Origin of the sequence: Streptomyces sp. NBC_00162 (assembly GCF_024611995.1) — a bacterium.
In the GTDB taxonomy this organism is placed as follows: Bacteria; Actinomycetota; Actinomycetes; order Streptomycetales; family Streptomycetaceae; genus Streptomyces.
Window position 1 is genome coordinate 1,278,458 of the sequence record NZ_CP102509.1, and the last position, 20,234, is coordinate 1,298,691.

The 20,234-nt window shown below is 73.5% G+C and carries 18 protein-coding genes and 5 pseudogenes; 5 read left to right on the forward strand and 18 right to left on the reverse strand.

What is annotated here, in order from left to right; genetic code table 11:
- Window positions 1-104 precede the first annotated feature (104 nt).
- The 3 genes and pseudogenes from JIW86_RS06665 to JIW86_RS06675 all read right to left on the reverse strand — a co-directional run bounded on the left by JIW86_RS06665 (window position 105) and on the right by JIW86_RS06675 (window position 2,131).
- Complete coding sequence (locus tag JIW86_RS06665; protein WP_215149134.1) at window positions 105-371, reverse strand: GlsB/YeaQ/YmgE family stress response membrane protein; 267 nt, start codon at window positions 369-371, stop codon at window positions 105-107.
- Between the two features lie 77 nt (window positions 372-448).
- Window positions 449-1,341, reverse strand: a pseudogene (locus JIW86_RS06670) (hypothetical protein).
- Window positions 1,338-2,131 (reverse strand): annotated as a pseudogene (locus JIW86_RS06675) (phosphatase PAP2 family protein). Before JIW86_RS06675 ends, JIW86_RS06670 begins: the two co-directional pseudogenes overlap by 4 nt.
- A 151-nt stretch (window positions 2,132-2,282) precedes the next feature.
- Between JIW86_RS06675 and JIW86_RS06680 the strand changes: the two are divergent.
- Window positions 2,283-2,909, forward strand: a complete 627-nt coding sequence (locus tag JIW86_RS06680; protein ID WP_257552926.1) for a TetR/AcrR family transcriptional regulator — start codon at window positions 2,283-2,285, stop codon at window positions 2,907-2,909.
- Between the two features lie 154 nt (window positions 2,910-3,063).
- Here the strand turns inward: JIW86_RS06680 and JIW86_RS06685 are convergent, their stop codons facing one another.
- The 7 genes and pseudogenes from JIW86_RS06685 to JIW86_RS06715 all read right to left on the reverse strand — a co-directional run bounded on the left by JIW86_RS06685 (window position 3,064) and on the right by JIW86_RS06715 (window position 9,538).
- Window positions 3,064-3,594 (reverse strand): TerD family protein, encoded by a 531-nt coding sequence (locus JIW86_RS06685; RefSeq protein ID WP_257552927.1) that lies wholly within the window; start codon window positions 3,592-3,594, stop codon window positions 3,064-3,066.
- Window positions 3,595-3,690: 96 nt separating this feature from the next.
- Window positions 3,691-4,869 carry a DUF2201 family putative metallopeptidase gene (locus JIW86_RS06690; RefSeq protein ID WP_257552928.1) on the reverse strand — a complete coding sequence of 393 codons (1,179 nt, stop codon included), beginning with the start codon at window positions 4,867-4,869 and terminating at the stop codon, window positions 3,691-3,693.
- A gap of 13 nt (window positions 4,870-4,882) precedes the next feature.
- Window positions 4,883-6,079 carry an AAA family ATPase gene (locus tag JIW86_RS06695; protein ID WP_257552929.1) on the reverse strand — a complete coding sequence of 399 codons (1,197 nt, stop codon included), beginning with the start codon at window positions 6,077-6,079 and terminating at the stop codon, window positions 4,883-4,885.
- Entirely contained in the window at window positions 6,076-7,731 is a 1,656-nt protein-coding gene (locus JIW86_RS06700) for an ankyrin repeat domain-containing protein (protein WP_257552930.1), read from the reverse strand. The genes JIW86_RS06695 and JIW86_RS06700 overlap by 4 nt, the downstream gene beginning before the upstream one ends.
- A complete protein-coding gene (locus JIW86_RS06705; RefSeq protein ID WP_257552931.1) occupies window positions 7,728-8,864 on the reverse strand; it encodes a gala protein in 1,137 nt (378 codons plus the stop codon). The genes JIW86_RS06700 and JIW86_RS06705 overlap by 4 nt, the downstream gene beginning before the upstream one ends.
- 60 nt (window positions 8,865-8,924) lie before the next feature.
- Window positions 8,925-8,997: pseudogene (locus JIW86_RS06710) on the reverse strand.
- A gap of 80 nt (window positions 8,998-9,077) precedes the next feature.
- A pseudogene (locus tag JIW86_RS06715) lies at window positions 9,078-9,538 on the reverse strand (hypothetical protein).
- A gap of 217 nt (window positions 9,539-9,755) precedes the next feature.
- Between JIW86_RS06715 and JIW86_RS06720 the strand changes: the two are divergent.
- On the forward strand, window positions 9,756-10,568 hold the full coding sequence (locus tag JIW86_RS06720) for a glutamate ABC transporter substrate-binding protein (RefSeq protein WP_257552932.1): 813 nt from the start codon (window positions 9,756-9,758) through the stop codon (window positions 10,566-10,568).
- Here JIW86_RS06720 and JIW86_RS06725 read toward each other — a convergent pair.
- Both JIW86_RS06725 and JIW86_RS06730 read right to left on the reverse strand, forming a co-directional pair.
- On the reverse strand, window positions 10,552-11,529 hold the full coding sequence (locus tag JIW86_RS06725) for an SMP-30/gluconolactonase/LRE family protein (RefSeq protein WP_257552933.1): 978 nt from the start codon (window positions 11,527-11,529) through the stop codon (window positions 10,552-10,554). The two genes, JIW86_RS06720 and JIW86_RS06725, sit on opposite strands and share 17 nt — an antisense overlap.
- Window positions 11,530-11,679: 150 nt before the next feature.
- Window positions 11,680-12,245: pseudogene (locus tag JIW86_RS06730) on the reverse strand (DJ-1/PfpI family protein).
- A gap of 216 nt (window positions 12,246-12,461) precedes the next feature.
- On the opposite strand from JIW86_RS06730, the gene JIW86_RS06735 reads away from it, so the two are divergent.
- Window positions 12,462-13,268, forward strand: a complete 807-nt coding sequence (locus JIW86_RS06735) for an endonuclease I family protein (RefSeq protein WP_257552934.1) — start codon at window positions 12,462-12,464, stop codon at window positions 13,266-13,268.
- Between the two features lie 25 nt (window positions 13,269-13,293).
- Here JIW86_RS06735 and JIW86_RS06740 read toward each other — a convergent pair whose 3' ends face one another.
- Window positions 13,294-14,331, reverse strand: coding sequence for an alkene reductase (locus JIW86_RS06740; RefSeq protein ID WP_416237665.1), 1,038 nt, complete (start codon window positions 14,329-14,331; stop codon window positions 13,294-13,296).
- Window positions 14,332-14,491: 160 nt separating this feature from the next.
- On the opposite strand from JIW86_RS06740, the gene JIW86_RS06745 reads away from it, so the two are divergent.
- Complete coding sequence (locus JIW86_RS06745) at window positions 14,492-15,016, forward strand: MarR family winged helix-turn-helix transcriptional regulator (RefSeq protein WP_257552936.1); 525 nt, start codon at window positions 14,492-14,494, stop codon at window positions 15,014-15,016.
- Here JIW86_RS06745 and JIW86_RS06750 read toward each other — a convergent pair.
- From JIW86_RS06750 to JIW86_RS06760, 3 genes are all read right to left on the reverse strand, one after another.
- Window positions 15,013-16,677 (reverse strand): beta-N-acetylhexosaminidase, encoded by a 1,665-nt coding sequence (locus JIW86_RS06750; RefSeq protein WP_416237666.1) that lies wholly within the window; start codon window positions 16,675-16,677, stop codon window positions 15,013-15,015. The two genes, JIW86_RS06745 and JIW86_RS06750, sit on opposite strands and share 4 nt — an antisense overlap.
- Window positions 16,678-16,740: 63 nt before the next feature.
- Window positions 16,741-17,169 (reverse strand): GlcG/HbpS family heme-binding protein, encoded by a 429-nt coding sequence (locus tag JIW86_RS06755; RefSeq protein ID WP_215149102.1) that lies wholly within the window; start codon window positions 17,167-17,169, stop codon window positions 16,741-16,743.
- Window positions 17,170-17,227: 58 nt separating this feature from the next.
- The gene (locus tag JIW86_RS06760; RefSeq protein ID WP_257552938.1) at window positions 17,228-18,454 is read right to left on the reverse strand and encodes an MFS transporter; all 1,227 of its coding nucleotides are present in this window, start codon (window positions 18,452-18,454) and stop codon (window positions 17,228-17,230) included.
- 201 nt (window positions 18,455-18,655) lie between these two features.
- On the opposite strand from JIW86_RS06760, the gene JIW86_RS06765 reads away from it, so the two are divergent.
- Window positions 18,656-19,117 carry a MarR family winged helix-turn-helix transcriptional regulator gene (locus JIW86_RS06765; RefSeq protein ID WP_257552939.1) on the forward strand — a complete coding sequence of 154 codons (462 nt, stop codon included), beginning with the start codon at window positions 18,656-18,658 and terminating at the stop codon, window positions 19,115-19,117.
- On the opposite strand, the gene JIW86_RS06770 is transcribed toward JIW86_RS06765, so the two are convergent.
- On the reverse strand, window positions 19,107-19,547 hold the full coding sequence (locus tag JIW86_RS06770; protein WP_257552940.1) for a hypothetical protein: 441 nt from the start codon (window positions 19,545-19,547) through the stop codon (window positions 19,107-19,109). The genes JIW86_RS06765 and JIW86_RS06770 overlap by 11 nt on opposite strands.
- The gene (locus JIW86_RS06775) at window positions 19,544-20,227 is read right to left on the reverse strand and encodes an RNA polymerase sigma factor (protein ID WP_257552942.1); all 684 of its coding nucleotides are present in this window, start codon (window positions 20,225-20,227) and stop codon (window positions 19,544-19,546) included. Before JIW86_RS06775 ends, JIW86_RS06770 begins: the two co-directional genes overlap by 4 nt.
- Between the last annotated feature and the right edge of the window lie 7 nt (window positions 20,228-20,234).

Sequence of the window (20,234 nt, forward strand, 5' to 3'; positions counted from 1 at the left end):
GACCGTCCGGCCGGCGCCAGGGCTCGCGCCCCGGCCCTGGCCTGATTTCGCCGGTCAGGCGCCGGTCGGACCGGTCGGACCGGTGGGGCCGGCAGGACGACGACTCAGTCGCGGGAGTTGCCGAAGAGGATCCGGTAGCCGATCAGCAGGACCAGCGAGCCCGCGATGGCGGAGCCCCAGGTGGCGACGTCGAAGAACTGGGTCTGGATCGGCCGGTCCAGGAACTTCGCCGAGAGCCAGCCGCCGATGAAGGCGCCGGCCACGCCGATGAGGGTGGTGCCGATCAGGCCGCCGGGGTCCCGGCCGGGCAGCAGGACCTTGGCTATGCCTCCGGCCAGCAGTCCCAGGATGATCCAGCCGATGATCCCCATGTCCATGCACTCCGTTTCGGTGTTCCGGTGGTTCTCCAGGGAGGACGCGCCCGGGGCCGAAACGGTTCTCCGTACGCTCAGCGGTGGTGGGCCGGGGTGAGCGCGCCGAGCGGTGCGGCGGGCGACGGGACGGAAGCCGGGACGGGCGGCGGCGCGGGCGGCGTACGCGTCAGCAGGAGGACCCCGCGCGCCGCGGCCAGGGCTCCGGCCAGGGCCAGCAGCACTCCCGCCGCGCCGCCCTGGAGGCGTTCGCCGAGCAGGACCATGCCGATCGCGGCCGCGGCCAGCGGGTTGGCCAGGTTGACCACGGCGAGCGGGGCACCGAGCCCGCCCCGGTAGGCCCGCTGCGACAGCAGCATCCCGCCGACGGCGAACACCACGACGAGCAGGGCCACGGCGACGACCCGGACGCTGAACAGGGATCCGCCGCGGCCCCCGCCACGGCCACGGTCTGGGTCAGGGCCGAGGCGGCCGCGGAGGCCAGCCCGGAGGCCGTGGCGTGCCGCAGCCCCGAGCGCGGGTCCTTGGCGGCGGTGAGCAACAGGATCACGGCGGCCGTGGCCCCGGAGACGGCGAGCGCCTCGGCCAGGGTGAGGGTGTCGTCGGGGGCCGGCCCGGAGGCCGGGAGCAGCAGCAGGCCCAGTCCCGCGACGGTGGCCAGGGTGCCCCGCCATTCGGTGGCGGCCACCCGGCGGCCGGATCCGCGCGCCCCCAGCGGGACGGCGGCCACGAGGGTCAGCGCGCCGAGCGGCTGCACCAGTGTGAGCGGTCCGTACCGCAGGGCCGCCGCGTGCAGCAGGGCCGCGGCGGCGTTGAGTCCGGCCGACCACCACCAGGCACCGTTGCCGAGCAGTGCCTTGGCGCTGCGCGCGGCTCCGGCGCGGGCGAGCCGCTCCTGGGCGACGGCGGCGGCCGCGTAGGCCACGGCGGAGGCGAGGCAGAGGCCGACGGCGAGGGCGGTGGCGTTCACCGCTCGGCCCCCACGGGCACGGCGGCGCGCCGCGGACCCGGCAGCTCGGCCACGGCGGTGCCGATGGGGCCCCGGCGCGGGATGAGCAGCAGGACCACGCCGAGGAGCAGGGTCGCCACGATCGCGTCGAGCCAGTAGTGGTTGGCGGTGCCGACGACCACGAGCAGGGTCAGCGCGGGGTGCAGCAGCCACAGGGCGCGCCACCGGCCGGAGGTGGCGGCGATCATGCCGAGCGCGAGCATCAGCGCCCAGCCGAAGTGCAGGGAGGGCATCGCCGCGAACTGGTTGGCCATGGTGTCGGTGGCCGGCGCGGCCCCGTAGACGCTGGGTCCGTAGACCTGGCCGGTGTCGATCAGGTGCGCGGCCTCGAGCATCCGCGGGGGCGCGAGGGGAAGGCTAGGTGCAGGGCGAGGGCGGCTCCGGTGAGCACCGCGAGCACGCGGCGGGCCCACAGGTAGTGGTCGGGCCTGCGCAGGTAGAGCCAGATCAGGAAGAGCGCGGTCGCCGGGAAGTGGACGGCGGCGTAGTAGGTGTTGGCGGTGTGGACGAGGGTGTCGCCGTGCAGCAGCAGGCGCTGCACCGCTCCCTCGCCGGGCAGGTGCAGGGCGCGCTCGGCGTCCCAGATCCGCGCGGCGTTGCGGAAGGCCTCCTCGGTGCGTCCGGTCGAGAGCATCCGGCCCGCCTTGTAGACAGTGAACAGCCCCGCGACGAGCAGCAGCTCGCGTATGAGGCGGCGGCGAGCGGCCCTCCGGGCGGCCGCCGCCCCTGCGGGTGTGATGTGGGAGGTCATCCCCCGGTCTCTCTTCCTGTTGCGCACAGATCGACACGCCAGTGTATCGATACATCCGCGTATCGATACGATCGTGTAGCGATACGCTCGCGTTCCCGTACACTCGCACTGGAAGATGCCGCCGAGGCGCCCCCGAGGAGAGCCGCACCCCATGACGTCGACGCCGACCACCGCGCGCCGCTCCAAGATCACTCCGGAGCGGGAGCAGGAGTTCTTCGACGCCGTCCTGGAGCAGCTGCGCGAGCACGGCTACGAGGCCCTGACCATGGAGGGCGTCGCCGCGCGGGCCAGCTGCGGCAAGTCCACGCTCTACCGGCAGTGGAAGACCAAGCCCCAGCTCGTCGCCGCCGCCCTGCGCGCGAACCGGCAGGGCACGCTCGTCGCGGTGGACACCGGGACACTGGCGGGCGACCTGCGCGAGGCAGCCCGGATCGCGGCCTGCACCTCGGGGCGCGACACCCGGCTCACGCAGGCCCTCGGGCACGCGGTGCTCAGCGACGAGGAACTGCAGGCCGCGCTGCGCGAGGCGCTGGTCGAGCCGGAGCTGGCCGCCTTCGCCGTGATGGTGGAGCGGGCGGTGGCGCGCGGCGAGATCACCGCGGACCACCCGGCCGTGGAGTTCCTGCCCGCGCAGCTGATGGGTGTGCTGCGCATCCGGCCGGTGCTCGAAGGGCGCTACGCCGACGCCGACTACCTGGTCCGGTTCGTCGACGCGGTGATGCTCCCCTCCCTGGGCCTCACACCGCCCGGGACCCCCGGGATCCCCGGGACCCCCTGAACCGGCGGGCCGCCGTCCCGATGACCGGACGGTGACCTGCCCGCGCTGCCTCGTGGGGACGGCGGCAGCGCGCCACCCGGACCGGGCGGCGGTCACTCACTCGAGGAGTGACCGCCGTCCGATCTGATGGGCCCCCGGGCGTATCAGCCCGTCGTCAGCGAACTGCGCCCATGGTGCGGGTGAACTCCTCCGGGTCGGCGTCGAAGCCCTGCAGGCGGGCGTCGAGGGACCAGGATCCCGAGTCGTCCCGGGTGAACACCGCGACCGTGGCGGCAGTGGCGGACGGGATGGCGTCGAAGTCGCCCTGGGCGAGGTCGGTGTGCCCCTCGCGGATCCGGACCCCCGTACCGGCGATGTCGGCAAAGGTCGCGCGCCGCCCACCGGTGTCCTGAATGAGCACCCCGACCACCACGCGGTGCAACTCCGATGCCATCCGGTCGAGTTCGAGGGTCATCACCTCGTCGAAGCCGAAGCCCTGGCCCGTGTGGCTGTCCCGGTTCAGGGTGATGGTGCCGTCCGGTGACCGGCTGCCGAAGTGGACCAGGTGGACGGGTACCCCGTGCAGGTCCGCGGCGCCGTACACCGCGGCCACGATGTCGAGGTCGTGCGCGGGCCGTTCGGCGGGACTGGGGTCCCACCGCAGCGCGACCTCGACCTTGGCCAGACCCTTGCGTACACCGGTCACCGAACTCCCCCTTCGCTTACGGGTATTGCCCGGCCATGTTCCCACGTGTCCCCCGCCGCGGTCCGAACGACCGTACGTTCCCGGCCAGTGCGTCGCTCATGTGGCGAGGTCGACGCGTACGGTCTCCACCCAGGCCGGGGGCGCGGGCGGGTTCGCCCCGACCAGCGCGGCGATCAGCCGGCAGGACGGTGTCTCGTCCGGCCACGGCGTGTACCCGTCGGTCAGCACGACGACGACGTTCGGCCGGTCGGGCAGGGCCAGCGCGGCGCCGATGCCGACCCGCATGTCCGTGCCCCCGCCGCCCGCCAGGGTCACCTCGCCCGCGCTTCTCACCCGGGTCACGGCGTGTACGTCGGCGTCGCAGGCCAGTACGGCGACCCGGTTGCCGCCGACCCCCACCTCCCGCAGGACGCCGGTGACTTCGGCCAGCGCGGCCGCGAGGTCGTCCGGGCCCATCGACCCCGAGGTGTCGATGACGATCGCCACCCGCGGCAGCGGCCTGCGCAGGCTGGGCAGCACCACCCGGCCGCCGAGCGCGGGAGTGCGGCGCGAGGGGCGGCGGTACGTGTAGTCCACCGCGCCGGCCGCCCAGGCGGCGGCCTCGCGGACCGCTCCGGACAGGGCGCGGCGCCAGTCGACGGTGGGCTCCAGCAGCTCCTGCGCCCACCGGGCCCAGCCCGCGGGGATGGTGCCCCGGGTGCGCTGCTGGGCCCGTACGGCCTGGGCGGTCTGCCGGCGCAGCGCCTCCGCCTCCACCGGGCCGACCCGGGCGGGGCCCCCGTCCTCGCCGAGCTCCCAGGGCATGGGGGTGCCGTGCGCGCCGGATCCGCAGTCGACCCCGTGGGGCGTGGGCGGGATCGCGGGCAGGTAGGCCTCGAACAGGCCGCCGGTGGCCAGGCCGAAGAGCCTGGGCTCCATCCGCCCCTCGGGCAGCGCCAGCCCGTCGGCGAGCAGGTCGTCGTTGATCTCGCAGTCCTGGGCGATGTTGACCCGGACCGGATCGCGCTGGTCGGCGGCGGGCAGGCGCTCGGCCCGGCCGTGGTGGTCGCGCAGCAGGTGCGCCACCTCGTGGATCCACACCCCGGCCAGCTCGACGACCGGGGTCGCCTCGACGAAGGCCGGCGAGACGTAGCAGCGCCAGTGCCGGTCGACGCCCATGGTGCGCACGCCGTCCGAGGGGACGACCGTGAGGGCGTACAGGGCGGAGGCGAGGTACGGGCGGGCTTCGGCGGCCTTGTAGCGGGCTGCCAGCAGCTTCGCGCGGTCCAGGCTCACGGCGGGGCCGGGCTCAGCCGCCGCCCGGCAGGGAGCCGGACAGCTGGAGCAGTTCCACGAAGGCGTCGATGCCGGCGGGCACGGGCCAGTCGAGGTCGCGCATCGCGGCGAGGTCGGCGGCGGCGCGGGCGGCCACGTCGGGCACGCCCGCGTCCACGGCCTTGGCCAGGACGGCCCAGCCCGCCTCCCAGCGGGGGCGGGTGAGCTCGCTCTGCACGGCCGCGACCACGGCGATGAGGAAGGCCAGCTGCCGGTCGCCGCGTTCGGGCAGGGCGAAGGCGTCCGGGTCGGCCAGCACCCGGTCCGGGTCGGGCAGGTCGAGGTGTTCGAGGTACGAGAGCAGTTCGATCCCGGCGGCTTCGCCCACGGCCCCGGTGAGCGCCATGGCCAGTGCCTCCCGGCCCGTCGAGGCCGCGTACCCCGTGGCCAGCAGCCGCAGGGCCATCTCCCAGGTGCGCGGGGAGGGCCAGCCGCGGCCCCGTGCGGCGGCCTCGGCCGGCATGTGGTGGACCAGGCCCGGCCGGGCGGTGAGGAAGCCGGAGACCGCGCCGCGGGCCCGGGCGACAGAGCCGGAGGCCTTGGCGGGATCGACGGCCGGGATCGCCACCTCGGGCCAGGTGCCGGCCATGCCACGGGCCACGGTGCGCGGGTTGTGCGTCCAGTCGAGGTGGACGAAGCGGTTGGCGAGCGGCGGGCTGAGGTGCCAGCCGTCGGCCGCGCTGGCGGGCGGATTGGCCGCGGCGACGATCCGTACCGCCGCCGGGAGTTCGTGGCTGCCGACCCGGCGTTCCAGGACCACGCGCAGCAGGGCCGCCTGCACGGCGGGCGGGGCGGAGGACAACTCGTCGAAGAACAGCAGCCCGTGGCCGGTCCGGGCGAGGCGCACCGCCCAGTCCGGCGGGGCCATCGGGACACCCGTGGTGGCGGGGTCCTCGCCGACGATGGGCAGCCCGGCGAAGTCGGAGGGCTCGTGGACGCTGGCGATGACGGTCTCCAGCTCCACGCCGAGCGCGGTCGCGAGCTGCTGCATGCCGGCGGACTTGCCGATGCCCGGCTCACCCCACAGCAGGACGGGCTGATTGGCCGTCACGGCCAGGGCCAGTGCCTCGAGTTGGGGGTTGGTGGCGGGTTCGGTGCGGATGGCGCTCAGCCGGGCGCCCAGGGCGTCGGCGGCGGCCAGGGCCCGGGCGGGCTGCGGCTGGGCACTCATGCGTCCTCGTCCTCTCCCTCGTCCATGTACTCGTCGAACCAGTCGGCGCCGATGCCGGGGAACTCCTCGTCGACCCGCTGCCGCAGGAAGGTGAGGTCCGTGCGCTTGTAGCGGCGGATCTCCTGGGACAGCGACAGCTCCATCTCGTCGACGACGTCGATCCGGGAGCCGGCCGCCAGCAGGGCCCTGACCAGATCCGCCGAACCGCCCCAGTGCACCGCGGAGTGCAGCGGGGTGCGCTCGTGCTTGTCCCGCGCCTCCAGGTCGAGTCCGGCCGCGAGCAGCCGGGGCAGCAGCACTTCGTGGTCGAGCAGGTGGAGTTCGTGCAGCAGTCCGCGTCCGCGGGCGTTCCGGATCCGGGGGTCCACGCCCGCGTCCAGCAGCGCCACGACCGCCGGGGTGTCCCCGTGCTGGACGCGCAGGAAGAGCTCCCGCTGCTGGGCCCGCAGGGCGCGCGGCAGCCGCCCCTCGCCCGTGGTCCAGGTCTGCTGCACGGCGAAGCACCCGGAGACCGCGCCGCCGAACGCCCGCATGGCGCGCTCCCGTTGCTGCTCCTCCGGGGTGTGCGGCACGTCGAGTACGCCGCCCCGCGAGCGGACCTCGTGCCACGCGCCGCGGCAGCGCACCCGTACGGGCTTCCCCGTGTCGGGGCCGGGCGGGCCGACGGCCGGTCCGGCGTCGGGGAACAGTGCGGCGGCCACCAGCGGGTGCAGCTCGCGCGGGGTGATCCGGCCGGTCCGCACCAGTTCGAGGTCGGGGAGGCGTTTCCAGACGTACCTGGGCAGGTACGGGACGGTGAGCGCCTCCTCCGTCTCCATGAAGCGGGCCCGGAGCCGGTCGGGGCCGTCCGGCTCCAGCAGGAGGTGGGTGCGCCAGTCGGCCGCGATCCGGTACCGGTCCCCCGCGCCGGCCGCCGCGAGCCGCCCCACCTCCGGCACGAGCCGGGTGAGGTCGATCGGCATCCGCTCGAAGAGGGCCGTGGGGTCCACCGGACGCTGATAGGGCTGTGGGGTGGGCACGGTCAGGTCGCACTCGATGCCCGCGGCCTCGTACGCCGCGGCGATGTCCCCCTGCGCGTGGAGCAGCGTGATCCGTTGGGCGCGGCCCTCCGGGTCGCCGAAGCGGGCGCCCAGCTCGGATGCGCGGCGGGCGTCCCAGAACGGCCGGACCACGGTCCAGTCCTCCGGGACGAAGCCGCGGCCCGTGTACCGGTTCCACTTCATCGGGACGACCGGCTCGCAGTGCAGGCGCAGGCGCTGCGCTCCCTCGGTCATGACGGGCGTGGTGAGCGACAGGGTCGGGCCGTCGGCGCCACCGTACGAGGCGAGCAGGATCCGCAGGTCGGTGTCGATGGTGGTGCGGCCGCCCAGGAGCCGGGGCAGGTGCCAGCGCAGCAGGTCCGGGGCGAGGTGGCGGAGGTCGTCCTCGACGGCCTCGGCGACGGAGGCGCCGTAGCGGGCCGCGATCTCGGGCAGGTCGAAGCCGATGTCCACGCCGGCGCAGGCGCAGGCCGCCTGCCAGTCCCCGGCCAGGCGGTGCGCGGTGGCCTGTTCGATCATCCAGCCGGGTACGGCGTACCGGCGGATCCGCTGCCAGGTCGGGACGTCCTCGGGCCGGAGGCCGCCGGGCAGTTCGGCGTGCTCCGGGCTCACCGGTACACGCTGCCGATGGCGCGCAGGTCCGGGTGGGCGGCCCGGGCGGGGCGGAGCCGTTCGGTGAAGGAGCGCTTCACGCGGCGGGGCAGGCCGGGGCCCAGGCCGACGTATTCCAGGGGGCTGTCGGCGGGCACCGCGGCGAGCAGGCTCTTCGCGCCGCGGCCGGTGAGGCCGGTGTGGCGCAGCTCCAGCCGGCGCAGGGGGCTGCCGGAGAGGGCGGCGGCCAGGGCGTACGCCCCTTCGTCGCCGGGGTCGTTGCCGGTGGCTCCGAGGCTCCGCTCGGACATGGTCCGTCCGAGGTCCAGGGCTTCGATGCGGCCGAGGGCGCCGGCCAGGGAGCGTGCTCCGGCGGCGCCGATGCCGTTGCCGCCGAGCCCGAGGCGGACCGGGCGCGGGGAGTCCGCCGCGGCGGTGGCGAGGGTCGCGGCGCCCTCGTCGCCGAGGTGGTTGGCCGGGACGTACAGCTCCCGCACCCCGGCCTCCCGGATCAGGGCGGCGAGCAGCGGGGCGGTGTCGGGGCCGAGGCCGTTGCCGCCGAGGAAGAGCCGCTCCAGGGGCTGCTCGCGTTCCAGCAGGGCATCGAGCAGGAGACGTACGCCGTCGGCGCCGATCCCGGTGTTGACCACGTCGAGGGTGCGCAGGGCGGTGTTGCGGCGCAGCAGCGCGGCCAGGGTGCGGGCGCCGTCCTCGAGGAGCGGGTTGCGCTTGAGCCAGAGGGCCCGGACGGTGCTGTCCTCGGCGAGGGCGCCGGCCAGGGCGCGCACCCCGTCGGGGCCGATCCGGTTGCAGCCGAGGTAGAGGGTGTGCAGGCCGTGGCCGCCGGTGAGGGTCCCTGCCAGGGTGCGGGCGCCCTCGTCGCCGATGGCGTTGGTGCCGAGCAGCAGGTGGGTGGCGTGCGCGGAGGCGGCCGCGGCCGGCAGCAGCCGGGCCGCGCCGCCCGGGCCGAGTCCCTGCTTGCAGAGGTCGACGCGGCCGTCCGTGCGCAGGGTGCCGAGCGGAAAGGCCTCGTCGGTCTCGACCGGCCGGTCCGCCGCGAGCCGGGCGAGCAGCGGGTCGAGTCCGGCCGGGTCGGCCGCGGGCACGTCCGGGTGCTCGATCGCGGGGCACCGTACGGGTGTCGGCTGTGTCATCACCACTCCACCGGTTCCTTCGCCGGTGCCCGGCGTCCATCACGACTTGAGACGAAGACGCAAGACCGGTCGGATTCGAACCGACGTCCTCCAGCTTGATGCGTGGGCGCGACGACCTCTGCGCTACGGCCTTGCTGCGGACGATCATACCGACCCAGCGGCCGGAAATCGATCACCAGTTTGAGGCATCGATTCCCGACTGCCCTGATAGGTCTACCAGTTGCCGTCCTGTACGGGTTTGCCCCGCCTCGGGGCGTTTCCCAGCGGCTTGACCTGTGCGGGGTCCGGCTCCGCCCACGGGGCGTGGTCGTCACCGAGCCACTCCCCCACCGGCTTGACCCCGGTCAGGGCCTCAGAGGGCGCGAGGTCGGCGCCGGACTCGTCGTAGCAGTCGAACCACGGCAGCCCGGCCCGGGTGTAGGCGGCCCGGTCCACCGGCGAGGGCGGCTCCTCGCCGGTCACCTGCCCCTCGACGGTGGCGCCGAGCCCCAGCGGCACGGCGACGAACTGGCGCACCGTCCCGTCGCCCGAGTCGATCCCGTCCACTCCCCCAGTCCCGGCGGCAGTGCGTGCGTGCCCGATTCGGGCAGCCACAGGGTCCGGATGAAGTGGATTTGCACCCTTTCACCCAGGAGCAGCGCATTCCCATCGACTCGTACCGAACCTGCCCCCATGCCCGCCCTTTCTCCAGCTCCGGCCCGAACCCGCCACAGAATCTGCGGCCGAACCGGATTGTTATCCTCAAGTTTTGCTCAGATGTAGTGACGCTGCGCCCGTCGCCTTCCTAGCTTCCTCGTACACGTGTCTCGACGTCCCCCCACGTACCCGCGGTTCCGCGTGCCCCAGCGACCCTGACGGCCGTCCCGCGTTTTTCGAGGAAAGAGTGCAGCAATGAAGGTTCCCCAGGCCGGCGCGGTCGCCGCAGTGATCGCCCTCGCCCTGACCACCTCCGGGTGCGGCGGTGACGATCAGGCCAAGGGGACCCTCTCCATCGGCATCAAGTTCGACCAGCCGGGCATCGGCCTTCGCGAGCCCGGCGGGATCTTCTCCGGGTTCGACGTGGACGTGGCCACCTACGTGGCCAAGCAGCTCGGCTACCCGGCGGACCGGATCGAGTTCAAGCAGGTCTACAGCAACGACCGCGAGCTGCTGCTCCAGTACAACGAGGTGGAGTTCGTCGCCGCGAGCTACTCGATCAACGAGAAGCGCAAGGAGAAGGTCGACTTCGCCGGGCCGTACTTCGTGGCCCACCAGGACATCCTGGTCCGCGCCGCCGACACCTCCATCACCAAGGCGGAGGACCTCAACAACAAAAGGCTCTGCTCGGTCACCGGCTCCACCTCGGCGGAGAACATCAGGAAGGGGCTCGCCCCCAAGGCGAGCGTGCTGGAGCTCCCCGGCTACTCCGAGTGCCTCGTCGCCCTCCAGGACAACATCGTCGACGCCATGACCACGGACAACTCCATCCTGGCCGGGTACGCGGCCAGCAAGGGCAACGAGGGCAAGTTCAAGCTGACGGGCCAGAACCTGAGCAACGAGAGCTACGGCATCGGGGTCAAGAAGGGCGACAAGGAACTCCAGGTCAAGATCAACGCCGCGCTGAAGAAGATGGTCGAGGACGGCTCCTGGGAAGCGGCCGTGAAGAAGAACTTCGGCCCCGACTACAAGTACGAGCCGGCCCCGCCGATCACAACGGGCAGCTGACGATCGTCGAGGCGGTGGCCGGGTCCGACCAGTCGGCGTCGAAGCGGGCGTTGACCACGTAGAGCCGGTCCCGGTACACGGCCGCCGTCGTCGGCTCGTCGAAGCGCGGGTCGGTGATCTGCCGGACGAAGCGGGCCCGGCGGCCGTCCCCGCTCAGGGTGAACACGTCGACGGCGTAGCTCCAGTTGCGTACGACGTACAGCGTGCGGCCGTGGACCACGAGTCCGTCACCGTTGCCCACCGACCCGCCGTCCAGGACGGTCCGGGTGGCGGCGCCGGTCCGCGGGTCGACGCGGAAGAGCGCCTGGGCAGTGTCGTGCACCACGAGCAGGGCCCGGCCGTCGGGGGTCCGCTCGATGCCGTTGGCGCCCCAATACGCACCGCCGGGCGGAACCGGGACCCATTCCCCGCCGAGCCCGAGGACGCGCGGGGCGGCGCCCGCGCCGGTGAGCTCGCGCCCGGCGGGCAGGAAGTACAGGACGTCGTTGAAGGAGTCGGTGAACCAGGCTCCGCCGCATCCCACGATGACGTCGTTGACGAAGGTGGCGCCGGTCGCGGCCTGGTGGGTGGCCAGCATCCGGCCGTCACCGGCGTGGACGACCCGGATCTGACCGCTGGCGCCTCCCGCGACCAGCAGCCTGCCGTACGTGTCGAGCTTGAGCCCGACCGAGGCCGGCCCCTGCCCCTCGGTGATGATCCGGCCGGTGCCGGTGGCCAGGTCGGCCCGGTAGATGGAGCCGTCGATCAGCGAACCCGTGTAGGCCACGCCCCGGGCGGAGACGGCTATGCCCTCGGGCTGGAAGCCGGGCGGGGTCGCGAGGGTGTCGGGCCGCCCGGCGGCGGACGGAGCGGCTTCGGCCGGGCGCGCCCGGGCGACCGGGGCGAGCGGACCTGCGAGCGCGGCGCCGCCGAGGGCGGCGGCCGCGCCGATGAACCTGCGCCGACCCAGGGGTCCAGTCACGGCGGTGTCCTTTCGACTTCCTTGGCACGAGCGATGGTTGACCCTTCTACCTCAGCACATCGCCCGCGCCCCGTCTGTCCCGGAACCGGCCAGTCCCCCTGCCGTTCGGCCGGGGACGCACGCGCTCCGCCGCCCCCGGCCGGCCCTCGGTCAGGCCACCGGGGCCTTCCCGCGCAGCACCGTCAGGAACTCCCGCATCCAGCGCGAGTGGTCGGGCCAGGCGCGGGCCGACACGAGCGTGCCGTCGACCACGGTCTCGGAGTCCTCGAACTCGGCGCCTGCCGCCTTCATGTCGAGCTCCAGCGCCGGGTACGCGGTCACCCGGCGGCCGGCCAGCCCCCGGCCGCGGCCGTGATCAGCGGACCGTGGCAGATCTGGGCGATCGGCTTGTCCGACTCGGCGAACGCGGCCAGGATCCGCCGCACCTCGGGGTCGTTGCGCAGGTACTCCGGCGCGCGGCCGCCCGGGACGACCAGGGCCGCGTAGTCCTCGACGACCACGTCGGCGAAGGCCACATCGGCCGGCCAGGTGTAGCCGGGCTTCTCGGTGTAGGTGTCGAAGCCGTCCTCGAAGTCGTGGACCACGAAGCGCAGCTTCTTCACCGACGGCGCCGCGATGTGGACCTCGTACCCCTCCTCGCGCAGGCGCTGGTACGGATACAAGACCTCCAGCGACTCCGCCGCGTCACCGGTCACGATGAGGATCTTCACTGCCATGGGCTGCTCCAGGAAGGGCTGTTCACGGTCGGACCGGCCCCCGCGGGGCCACCGCTACCCTGCCCGCGGCGCGCGGACGGCACACACCAAGCTCCCCGCTCCGGACACATGGTTTTCACCTGTACGGCACATGACAATGTGACTCTCGCTCTGCCACCTGACACCCCGCCAATTCCCCGGGCGGGGACGGTGCGTGTGGAGAGGTACCCCCACGTGATGAGAATCTCGCGCCTGACTCCCTGGGCCGCCTGCCTCGCGGCAGCCGCCCTGTTCGCCGTACCGGCCGCCGCCTCCGCCGGCCAGCAGCGGACCGCGGAACCCCAGTCCGCCGCGGCCGCGGTCGACAGCTACTACGCCCCCGCCGAGGGCAAGACCGGAGCGGCCCTGAAGGCCGCCCTGCACGACATCATCAAGACCCAGTCCAAGGTGTCCTACGACGGCGTGTGGAACGCCCTCAAGGTGACGGACCAGGACCCGGCGAACCCCGACAACGTCATCCTCGTCTACTCCGGCCGCTCGCAGTCGAAGTCCACCAACGGCGGCGGGGCCAACGACTGGAACCGCGAGCACGTCTGGGCCAAGAGCCACGGCGACTTCGGCACCGCGACCGGTCCGGGCACCGACCTGCACCATTTGCGCCCCGAGGACGTCACCGTCAACAGCACCCGGGGCAACAAGGACTTCGACAAGGGCGGCAGCCCCGTCAGCGAGGCCCCCGGCAGCTTCACCGACGCCGACTCCTTCGAGCCGCGCGACGCGGTCAAGGGCGACGTGGCGCGGATGCTGCTCTACATGGCCGTGCGCTACGACGGCGGCGACGGCTTCGCGGACCTGGAGATGAACGACAAGGTCAACAACGGCTCGGCCCCCGCCCTGGGCCGGATCAGCGTGCTGAAGCAGTGGAACCAGATGGACCCGCCGGACGCCTTCGAGCAGCGCCGCAACCAGGTCATATTCGACACCTACCAGCACAACCGGAACCCGTTCATCGACCACCCGGAGTGGGTCGCCTCCATCTGGTGACCCCACGCGACCCCGGGCCGGGCCCCTACAGGGCCGGGTAGTCCGTGTACCCGCGGGCATCTCCGCCGAAGAAGGTGGAGGTGTCCGGGGTGTTGTACGGGCCCTCCGTGCGCAGCCGCGCCGGGAGGTCGGGGTTGGCCAGGAAGAGGGCCCCGAAGGCGAGCAGGTCGGCGGTGCCCTCCTCGATCAGGGTGAGCGCCCGGTGGTCGGTGGGGCCCTCGGTCGCCGGGTTCAGCACGAGCGGGCCGCTGAACTGCTTGCGCAGCGCCAGCGTGGTCTCCCGGGCCTCGGGGCCGTGCTCCAGAATGTGCAGGTAGGCCAGCCCGAGCCCGTCGATCTCCTTGACCAGGGCCTCGTAGGCGGGCTGCGGGTCGGGCTCGTTGATGCTGTTGTACTGGTTTCCGGGCGAGATCCGCAGCCCGGTGCGCTCGGCGCCGATCGCGGCGGCGACCGCCTTGACCACCTCCACGGCGAAGCGGATGCGGTTCTCGGTGGTGCCGCCCCACTCGTCGGTGCGCTGATTGGAGCCCGGGGCCAGGAACTGGTGGATCAGGTAGCCGTTGGCACCGTGCAGCTCGACGCCGTCGAACCCGGCCTCGACCGCGTTGCGCGCGGCCTCGGCGAAGTCGGCGATGGTCGCCCGCACCTCGGAGCCGGTCAGCTCGCGGGGGGTCACGAAGTCCTTGAGCCCCTCCCCGGTGAAGACCTGGCCCTCGGCGGCGACCGCGGAGGGTGCCACCGGGATCAGACCGTCGGGCAGCAGACTCGGGTGGCCGATCCGGCCGGAGTGCATGATCTGCGCGAAGATCCTGCCGCCCGCGGCGTGCACCGAGCCGGTGACCTCGCGCCAGGCCGCGACCTGCTCGGCGCTGTGCAGGCCGGGGGTGAAGGGGTAGCCCTGCCCGACGGCGGAGGGCTGGATCCCCTCGGTGATGATCAGCCCGGCGGAAGCGCGCTGGGTGTAGTACTCGGCGACGAGGCCGGTCGCGATCCCGCCCTCCGCCGCCCGGCTCCGGGTCATGGGAGCCAGTGCGATCCGGTTGGGGAGGAGCCCGCCGGCGATGCGGACGGGTTCGAATGCGCTGGTCATGTCTGCCTCACAGAAATAGTTGGTCGGCCAATGAAGGCTGCGGAATGCAGCGTACCCCATTACTTGGCCGACCAAGGTAAAATCTGCAGGGCGGGTAGGATCCGCCGCACGAGACGAAATGAGGACCCCTGCCATGACCGCGCAAGCAGCCCGGGAACCGCGCACCGAACCCGCCTGTCCGGCGGTGCCCGGCGCCGTGCTGGACGGGCCGGTCAGTCACGCCATCAGCCGCGTGGCCCGGCTCCACCGGATCGCCGCGGGCCGCGCCCTGCGGGATCTGGGTCTGCATCCGGGGCAGGAGTTCCTGATGATGCACCTGTGGGACAGCGGGGCCGTGCGTCAGTCCGAGCTGATCAAAGCGGTGGGCCTCGACCCGTCCACTGTGACCAAGATGCTCCAGCGCCTCGAACAGGCCGGACACGTCCGGCGCCGCCCCGACCCGGCCGACCGCCGCGCCTCCCTGGTCGAGGCCACGGACGCCAGCTGCGGGCTGCTCGTCGAGGTGCGCAGGGCCTGGGGCGAGCTGGAACGCCAGACCCTGAACGACCTGGACGCGTCGGAGCGCGCCGAACTGACCCGCCTGCTGGGCAAGGTGGAGACCACGCTCTGCACCGAGCTCACCCGGAGCGGCGGCGGGGACTGCGACACGACCTGTTAGGGCGGGTCCACGCGGTCGGCGAGGGACTGGAAGCCGGTCCACGGCAGAGCCGGGGTGCGGGCGTCCCAGACCTTCTGGGAGAGCGCGGCCAGCGGCATCCGGATGCCGGCCGCCACCTGGGCCTGGGTCTGGGCACCGGACAGGTCGGCCCATATGGCGAGGCGCCCGCCCAGGATCTGGTCCGCGTACTGCGCCGGGACGGCGGTGGTGCCCCGCAGGACCAGCGGGGTCCACTGCTCGTAGATGCGCCGGCCGGTGGGGTAGGTGAACTGGTTCGGCTCGCCCAGCACGTAGTACAGGTACTCGTCGTTGAGGTTCACGAGCTTGCGGCCCTCGCGCAGGTACTCGAGCGGCGGGCGGGCGCCGATCTCCTTGCCGGTCCAGTACTCGACCTGGATGTCCTTGGCCGCGCTCGCGACCCCGCCGCGGAAGAAGCCGTCGTTCCAGGCCTTCAGCGCCTTGCCCGACGGGCGCACGGTGTCCGCGCGGTCGTTGAGCCAGCCCGTGGCCAGGTCCTGCACCCGTGCCGCGGCCCCGTACCGCTGCCGGGCCGCGCTCGCGAGCTGCGGGAAGGAGGCCTCGGGGTTGCTGACCACCAGCGCCTGGTACTCGTCGGCGCCCAGGTGCCAGGCCCCGCCGGGGAACAACGGCCGGTACTCGCGGAGCAGTTCGTCGACGAGCTTCGCGGACGCGGGGTTGGCTATGTCCACCGCCCCCTTCACCGCCCTGCCCTGTGCGTCGCGCAGCTGGAGCTCGGGGTGGACGCGCAGCACCGCGCCGAGGTGTCCGGGCGAGTCGATCTCCGGGACGACCGTGATGTGCAGGCGGGCGGCGAGTGCGGTGATGCTTCGCACCTGGGCCTTGGTGAGGTGCGGGGTGGAGACGAACTCGGGGTGGCTGTCGGACTCGATGCGGAAGGCCTGGTCGTCGGAGAAGTGCAGGCCGAGCTGGTTGAGTTTCAGATCGGCCATCTCGCGCAGCCGGTCCTCGATCCAGACGGGGGTGAAGTGCTTGCGCGCTATGTCGAGGTTGAGCCCGCGCTGGGGCTTTGCCGGGCCGTCGCGCACGGTGCCCTCGGGGGCCGAACCGGCGCTCCGCACGGCCTGTTTGAGGGTGCGGGTGCCGTAGAAGACCCCGGCCTCGTCGGGGCCGGTGACGCGGACCCGGCCGTCCTTGACCTCGAGGGTGTAGGACTCGGGCGTGCCGGAGCCCTTGGCGCCCAGGGACAGGTGCACGTCGCCGGGCCCCGGCTCCGCCGATTCGGCGTACCCCATGCGCAGTTCACCGGCGAGCAGCCTGCCCTCGTCGGCCAGGGCGGCCTTGTCGCCCGGGTCGACGACCACGCGGGCCCCGGGGGCGGGCTTCCAGCCGGGGCCCCGGGCGGGCACGTGCTCCCGTACGGCCGGGATGGTGCGCGGGGCGACGGACAGGGCGTAGGACGGCGTCGGGGACGGGGACGGGGCGGCCTCGGCGGGCGCCGCAGAAGGGGAAGGGGAAGGGGCCGGCGAGCCGGCCGGGGTACTGGTGCCGGGAGTCGGCGCGGCCGGGGCGCGGGCCTCGTCGGAGGCGGCCGTGCAGCCCGGGACGGCAAGGGTGACCAGTGCGGCGACCGTGGCCGTCGCTATGACGTGGCCTCTCACGTGAAACCTCGGATTTCGCATCATGCGCCCGTGTCCCCCGTACCCAACCTGGCACGGGGGACACGGGCGCGCGACCCGGAGGTCTCAGACCAGGGCGTCGAGCGCGGCGGCGGCGAAGCCATGGTCCTGCTCGGGGGCGCCGCCGCCGACGCCGATGGCGCCGATGAGACGGCCGTCGCGGTGCACGGGCAGCCCGCCCGCGATGAACAGCAGCGGACGGTCGAGGGCCGTGGGCAGGGTGTGGAAGGGACCGCCGGGCTGGACGGCGGCGACCAGGTCGGCGGTTGGCGCGTTCAGCTGGAGCGCCGTGAAGGCCTTGCGGGTGCTGGTCTCGCCGGAGATCAGCACGGCGCGGTCGTCGCGGCGGAAGGCGAGCAGGTGGCCGCCCGCGTCGAGGACGGTGACGCTGACCGTGGCCCCGGCCGCTTCGGCGGCCGCCGTGGCGGCGGCGACGAGCAGCTCGGCGTCCTCGGTGGTCAGCGGGGCGACGGCGGTGCGGATGGCGCTGGACATGCGGGTTTCTCCTAGCGGGGGGTGTTGCGGGGGGTGTGTACGGGGGAACGGGGGCGGGTCAGTGGTGGGCGGGTGCGGCGGCGGCCGCCTCGGGGGCCGCGGACGCGACCACCGTGCCGCCGCGTACCGCATGTCCCGCCGTACGGCGCTCCAGGGCGCCGGAGACCAGGGCGAGCACCAGGGCGGAGGCGGCCAGCGCCGCGCCGACCCAGTTCGGGGCGGTCCAGCCGAGGCCCGCGGCGATCACGAGGCCACCGAGCCAGGCGGCGAGCGCGTTGCCCAGGTTGAAGGCGCCGATGTTGACGGCGGAGGCCAGGGTCGGCGCGCCAGCGGCCTGGTCGAGGACCCGCTTCTGGAGCGGGGGCACGGTCGCGAAGCCGAGGGCACCGATGAGCACGATGGTGACGGCGGCGCCCGCCTTGGTGTGGGCGGTGAGGGTGAAGACGGCCAGGGTGACGGCGAGCGCGCCCAGGGAGACGTACAGCATCGGCATCAGCGCACGGTCGGCGTACCGGCCGCCCATGAGGTTGCCCACGACCATGCCGAGGCCGAAGAGGACGAGCAGCCAGGTCACGGAGGAGTCGGCGAAGCCCGCGACGTCGGTCATCATCGGGGTGATGTAGGTGATCGCGGCGAAGACGCCGCCGAAGCCGAGCACGGTCATCGCCATCGCCAGCAGCACCTGCACGTTGCGGAAGGCGGCCAGCTCGCTGCGGATCCGTACGCCGCCTTCGGGCCGGGGCAGTTCGGGGACCAGGCGGGCGATGCCGAGCAGGCCGAGGACTCCGAGCCCGGCGACGATGAGGAAGGTGACGCGCCAGCCGAGGGTCTGGCCGACGAGGGTGCCGAGCGGGACGCCCACCACGTTGGCCACGGTCAGGCCGGTGAACATCATGGCGATCGCTCCGGCCTTCTTCTCGGGGGCGACGAGTTCGGCGGCGACGACCGCTCCGATGCCGAAGAAGGCTCCGTGGGCGAGCGAGGCGACGACACGGCCGGTGAGCATGACCCCGAAGGCGGGGGCGAGCGCGGAGAGCACGTTGCCCGCGATGAACAGGCCCATGAGCAGCATCAGCATCCGCTTGCGGGGGATGCGGGTGCCGAGGACGGTCATCAGCGGCGCGCCGAGGACCACGCCGAGGGCGTAGCCGGTGACCAGGAAGCCCGCGGTGGGGATGGAGACGCCGTACTCACCGGCGACCTCGGGCAGCAGGCCCATGATCACGAACTCGGTGGTGCCGATCCCGAAGGCCCCGATGGCGAGGGCGAGGAGGGCGAAAGGCATGAGGGGAGGTGTCCTTCACGGGGAGGGGGTGGTGCGGGGGTGGCGGGCGGCCACCGGGACGACACGTTGCTGTCGCCGCTTACGTGCGTCCACATTAATTGCAGACGCGGGATATTTGCAAGCGCGGGCTATTGCAGAGGTGGCCTATCCTGGTGGTCACACGCGATGTCACACGCGGTACCCGCTTCGAAGGAGGAGCCCATGACGGCCACGGACAGCGCGCTCACCGCCCTCTCCCAGGGCTGGTGCGCCCTCTCCCTCCTGCACGGGCGGATCGAGACGCACATCGAACGGGCGCTCCAGGCGGGGCACGGCCTCAGCGTGCGCGAGTTCTCGCTGCTCGACGTCCTGAGCCGCCAGCACAGCGGGCCGGGCGGGCACCTGCGCATGCACCAGGTCGCCGACTCGGTGGTGCTCAGCCAGAGCGCGACGACCCGCCTGGTCAGCAGGCTGGAGGACCGCGGCCTGCTGAGCCGCTACATCTGCGACACCGACCGGCGCGGCATCTACACCGACGTGAGCGAGGCGGGCCTGGCCCTGCTGGCCGCCGCCCGTCCGACGAACGACACCGCCCTGCGCGAGGCACTGGACGAGGCCGCGCGCAATCCCCAGCTGGCCGCGCTGGTCGCGGTGGTCGAGAACAGCCGCCCGGCTACCGCCTAGGGGTGGCCGGCGGCACCGCGGACGGGCTGGCGGACGGCGCCGAGGAGGCCGAGGGCGGACGCACGCCGGTCGGGACGGGCCTGGCCGACGGCGACACCGAGGCCGAGGCCGAGGACGGCGGCGAGGGCCGGGGGGATTCGGATTCCGGCGCCGGTCCAGGCGTCGGAAGCTCCGGCGGCGCCGCGGGCGGCACCGGGCGGACCGGTGCGGGGTCCGGGGCGAGCACGAGGTAGCCCACCACGGCAGCGGCCGCCGCGGCCAGCCCGGCCAGGGGCAGCCCGAGCCCGCGCAGCCGCAGCAGGGGGAAGCGACGTACGTGCGGCCCCGGCGGATCGGCGGGCCGCAGCTCGCGGACGGTGATCCCGGCCGCGCGGGCGTCGAGGGCCTGCCGCAGCCGCCGCTCGATCCCGTCGTGCGCCGTGCGCGTCATATCCGTCCCTCCAGAATCCGTTCCAACGCGTCCAGCCCGCGGCTCGCGTTCGACTTCACCGCTCCCCGGCTGATCCCGAGGGTGCTCGCGATCTCCGCCTCGCTGAGGTCGGCCCAGTACCGCAGCACCAGCACCTGGCGGCGGCGCGGCGTCAACCGGCCGAGCGCGGCGAGCACTTCGCGGTGCGCCTCGTCGATCACCACGTGCGCCTCCGCCGACGGTACGTCGGCCGGCGCGGCGGGTGTCCAGGCCCGGGCGGTCCGCCGTCGGCGCAGGACCGAGCGCGAGGTGTTGACCACGGCGGTGCGCAGGTAGCCCAGGGCGTTGTCCACCTCGGTGATGTGCTCCCCGTGGCGGCGGTACAGGGCCGTGAAGGCGTCCTGGACCACGTCCTCGGCGGTGGCCAGGTCGTCGACGAGGAGCACCGCCAGCCGGACCATGCGCAGCCGGTGCGCGTGGTAGAGCGCGGTGACGGTGGGCGGCGGGTCCTCCCGGCCGACGAGGTCGTGCGCGTACGAGTCCGCGTACGGGTCCTTGTACGCGGACCCGTACGCGTCCTTGTACGGGCGAGGAGGGACCGGCGGGGCGGAGCGGTCGCGGCGCAGCAACGACCACAGGCCCCGCCACACCCGGTCGATGACGGGCATGGCGGGGCCGGCGGTCGGTACGAGGTGGAGCACAGGGTCC

Bases quoted from the DNA above. Each gene is read 5' to 3' on its own strand.
- JIW86_RS06720 (WP_257552932.1), top strand. From the start codon at position 9,756: ATGAAGGTTCCCCAGGCCGGCGCGGTCGCCGCAGTGATCGCCCTCGCC.
- JIW86_RS06750 (WP_416237666.1), bottom strand. From the start codon at position 16,677: ATGCGAAATCCGAGGTTTCACGTGAGAGGCCACGTCATAGCGACGGCC.
- JIW86_RS06745 (WP_257552936.1), top strand. From the start codon at position 14,492: ATGACCGCGCAAGCAGCCCGGGAACCGCGCACCGAACCCGCCTGTCCG.
- JIW86_RS06765 (WP_257552939.1), top strand. From the start codon at position 18,656: ATGACGGCCACGGACAGCGCGCTCACCGCCCTCTCCCAGGGCTGGTGC.
- JIW86_RS06755 (WP_215149102.1), bottom strand. From the start codon at position 17,169: ATGTCCAGCGCCATCCGCACCGCCGTCGCCCCGCTGACCACCGAGGAC.
- JIW86_RS06695 (WP_257552929.1), bottom strand. From the start codon at position 6,079: ATGAGTGCCCAGCCGCAGCCCGCCCGGGCCCTGGCCGCCGCCGACGCC.
- JIW86_RS06665 (WP_215149134.1), bottom strand. From the start codon at position 371: ATGGGGATCATCGGCTGGATCATCCTGGGACTGCTGGCCGGAGGCATA.
- JIW86_RS06705 (WP_257552931.1), bottom strand. From the start codon at position 8,864: ATGACACAGCCGACACCCGTACGGTGCCCCGCGATCGAGCACCCGGAC.
- JIW86_RS06770 (WP_257552940.1), bottom strand. From the start codon at position 19,547: ATGACGCGCACGGCGCACGACGGGATCGAGCGGCGGCTGCGGCAGGCC.
- JIW86_RS06760 (WP_257552938.1), bottom strand. From the start codon at position 18,454: ATGCCTTTCGCCCTCCTCGCCCTCGCCATCGGGGCCTTCGGGATCGGC.
- JIW86_RS06680 (WP_257552926.1), top strand. From the start codon at position 2,283: ATGACGTCGACGCCGACCACCGCGCGCCGCTCCAAGATCACTCCGGAG.
- JIW86_RS06735 (WP_257552934.1), top strand. From the start codon at position 12,462: ATGAGAATCTCGCGCCTGACTCCCTGGGCCGCCTGCCTCGCGGCAGCC.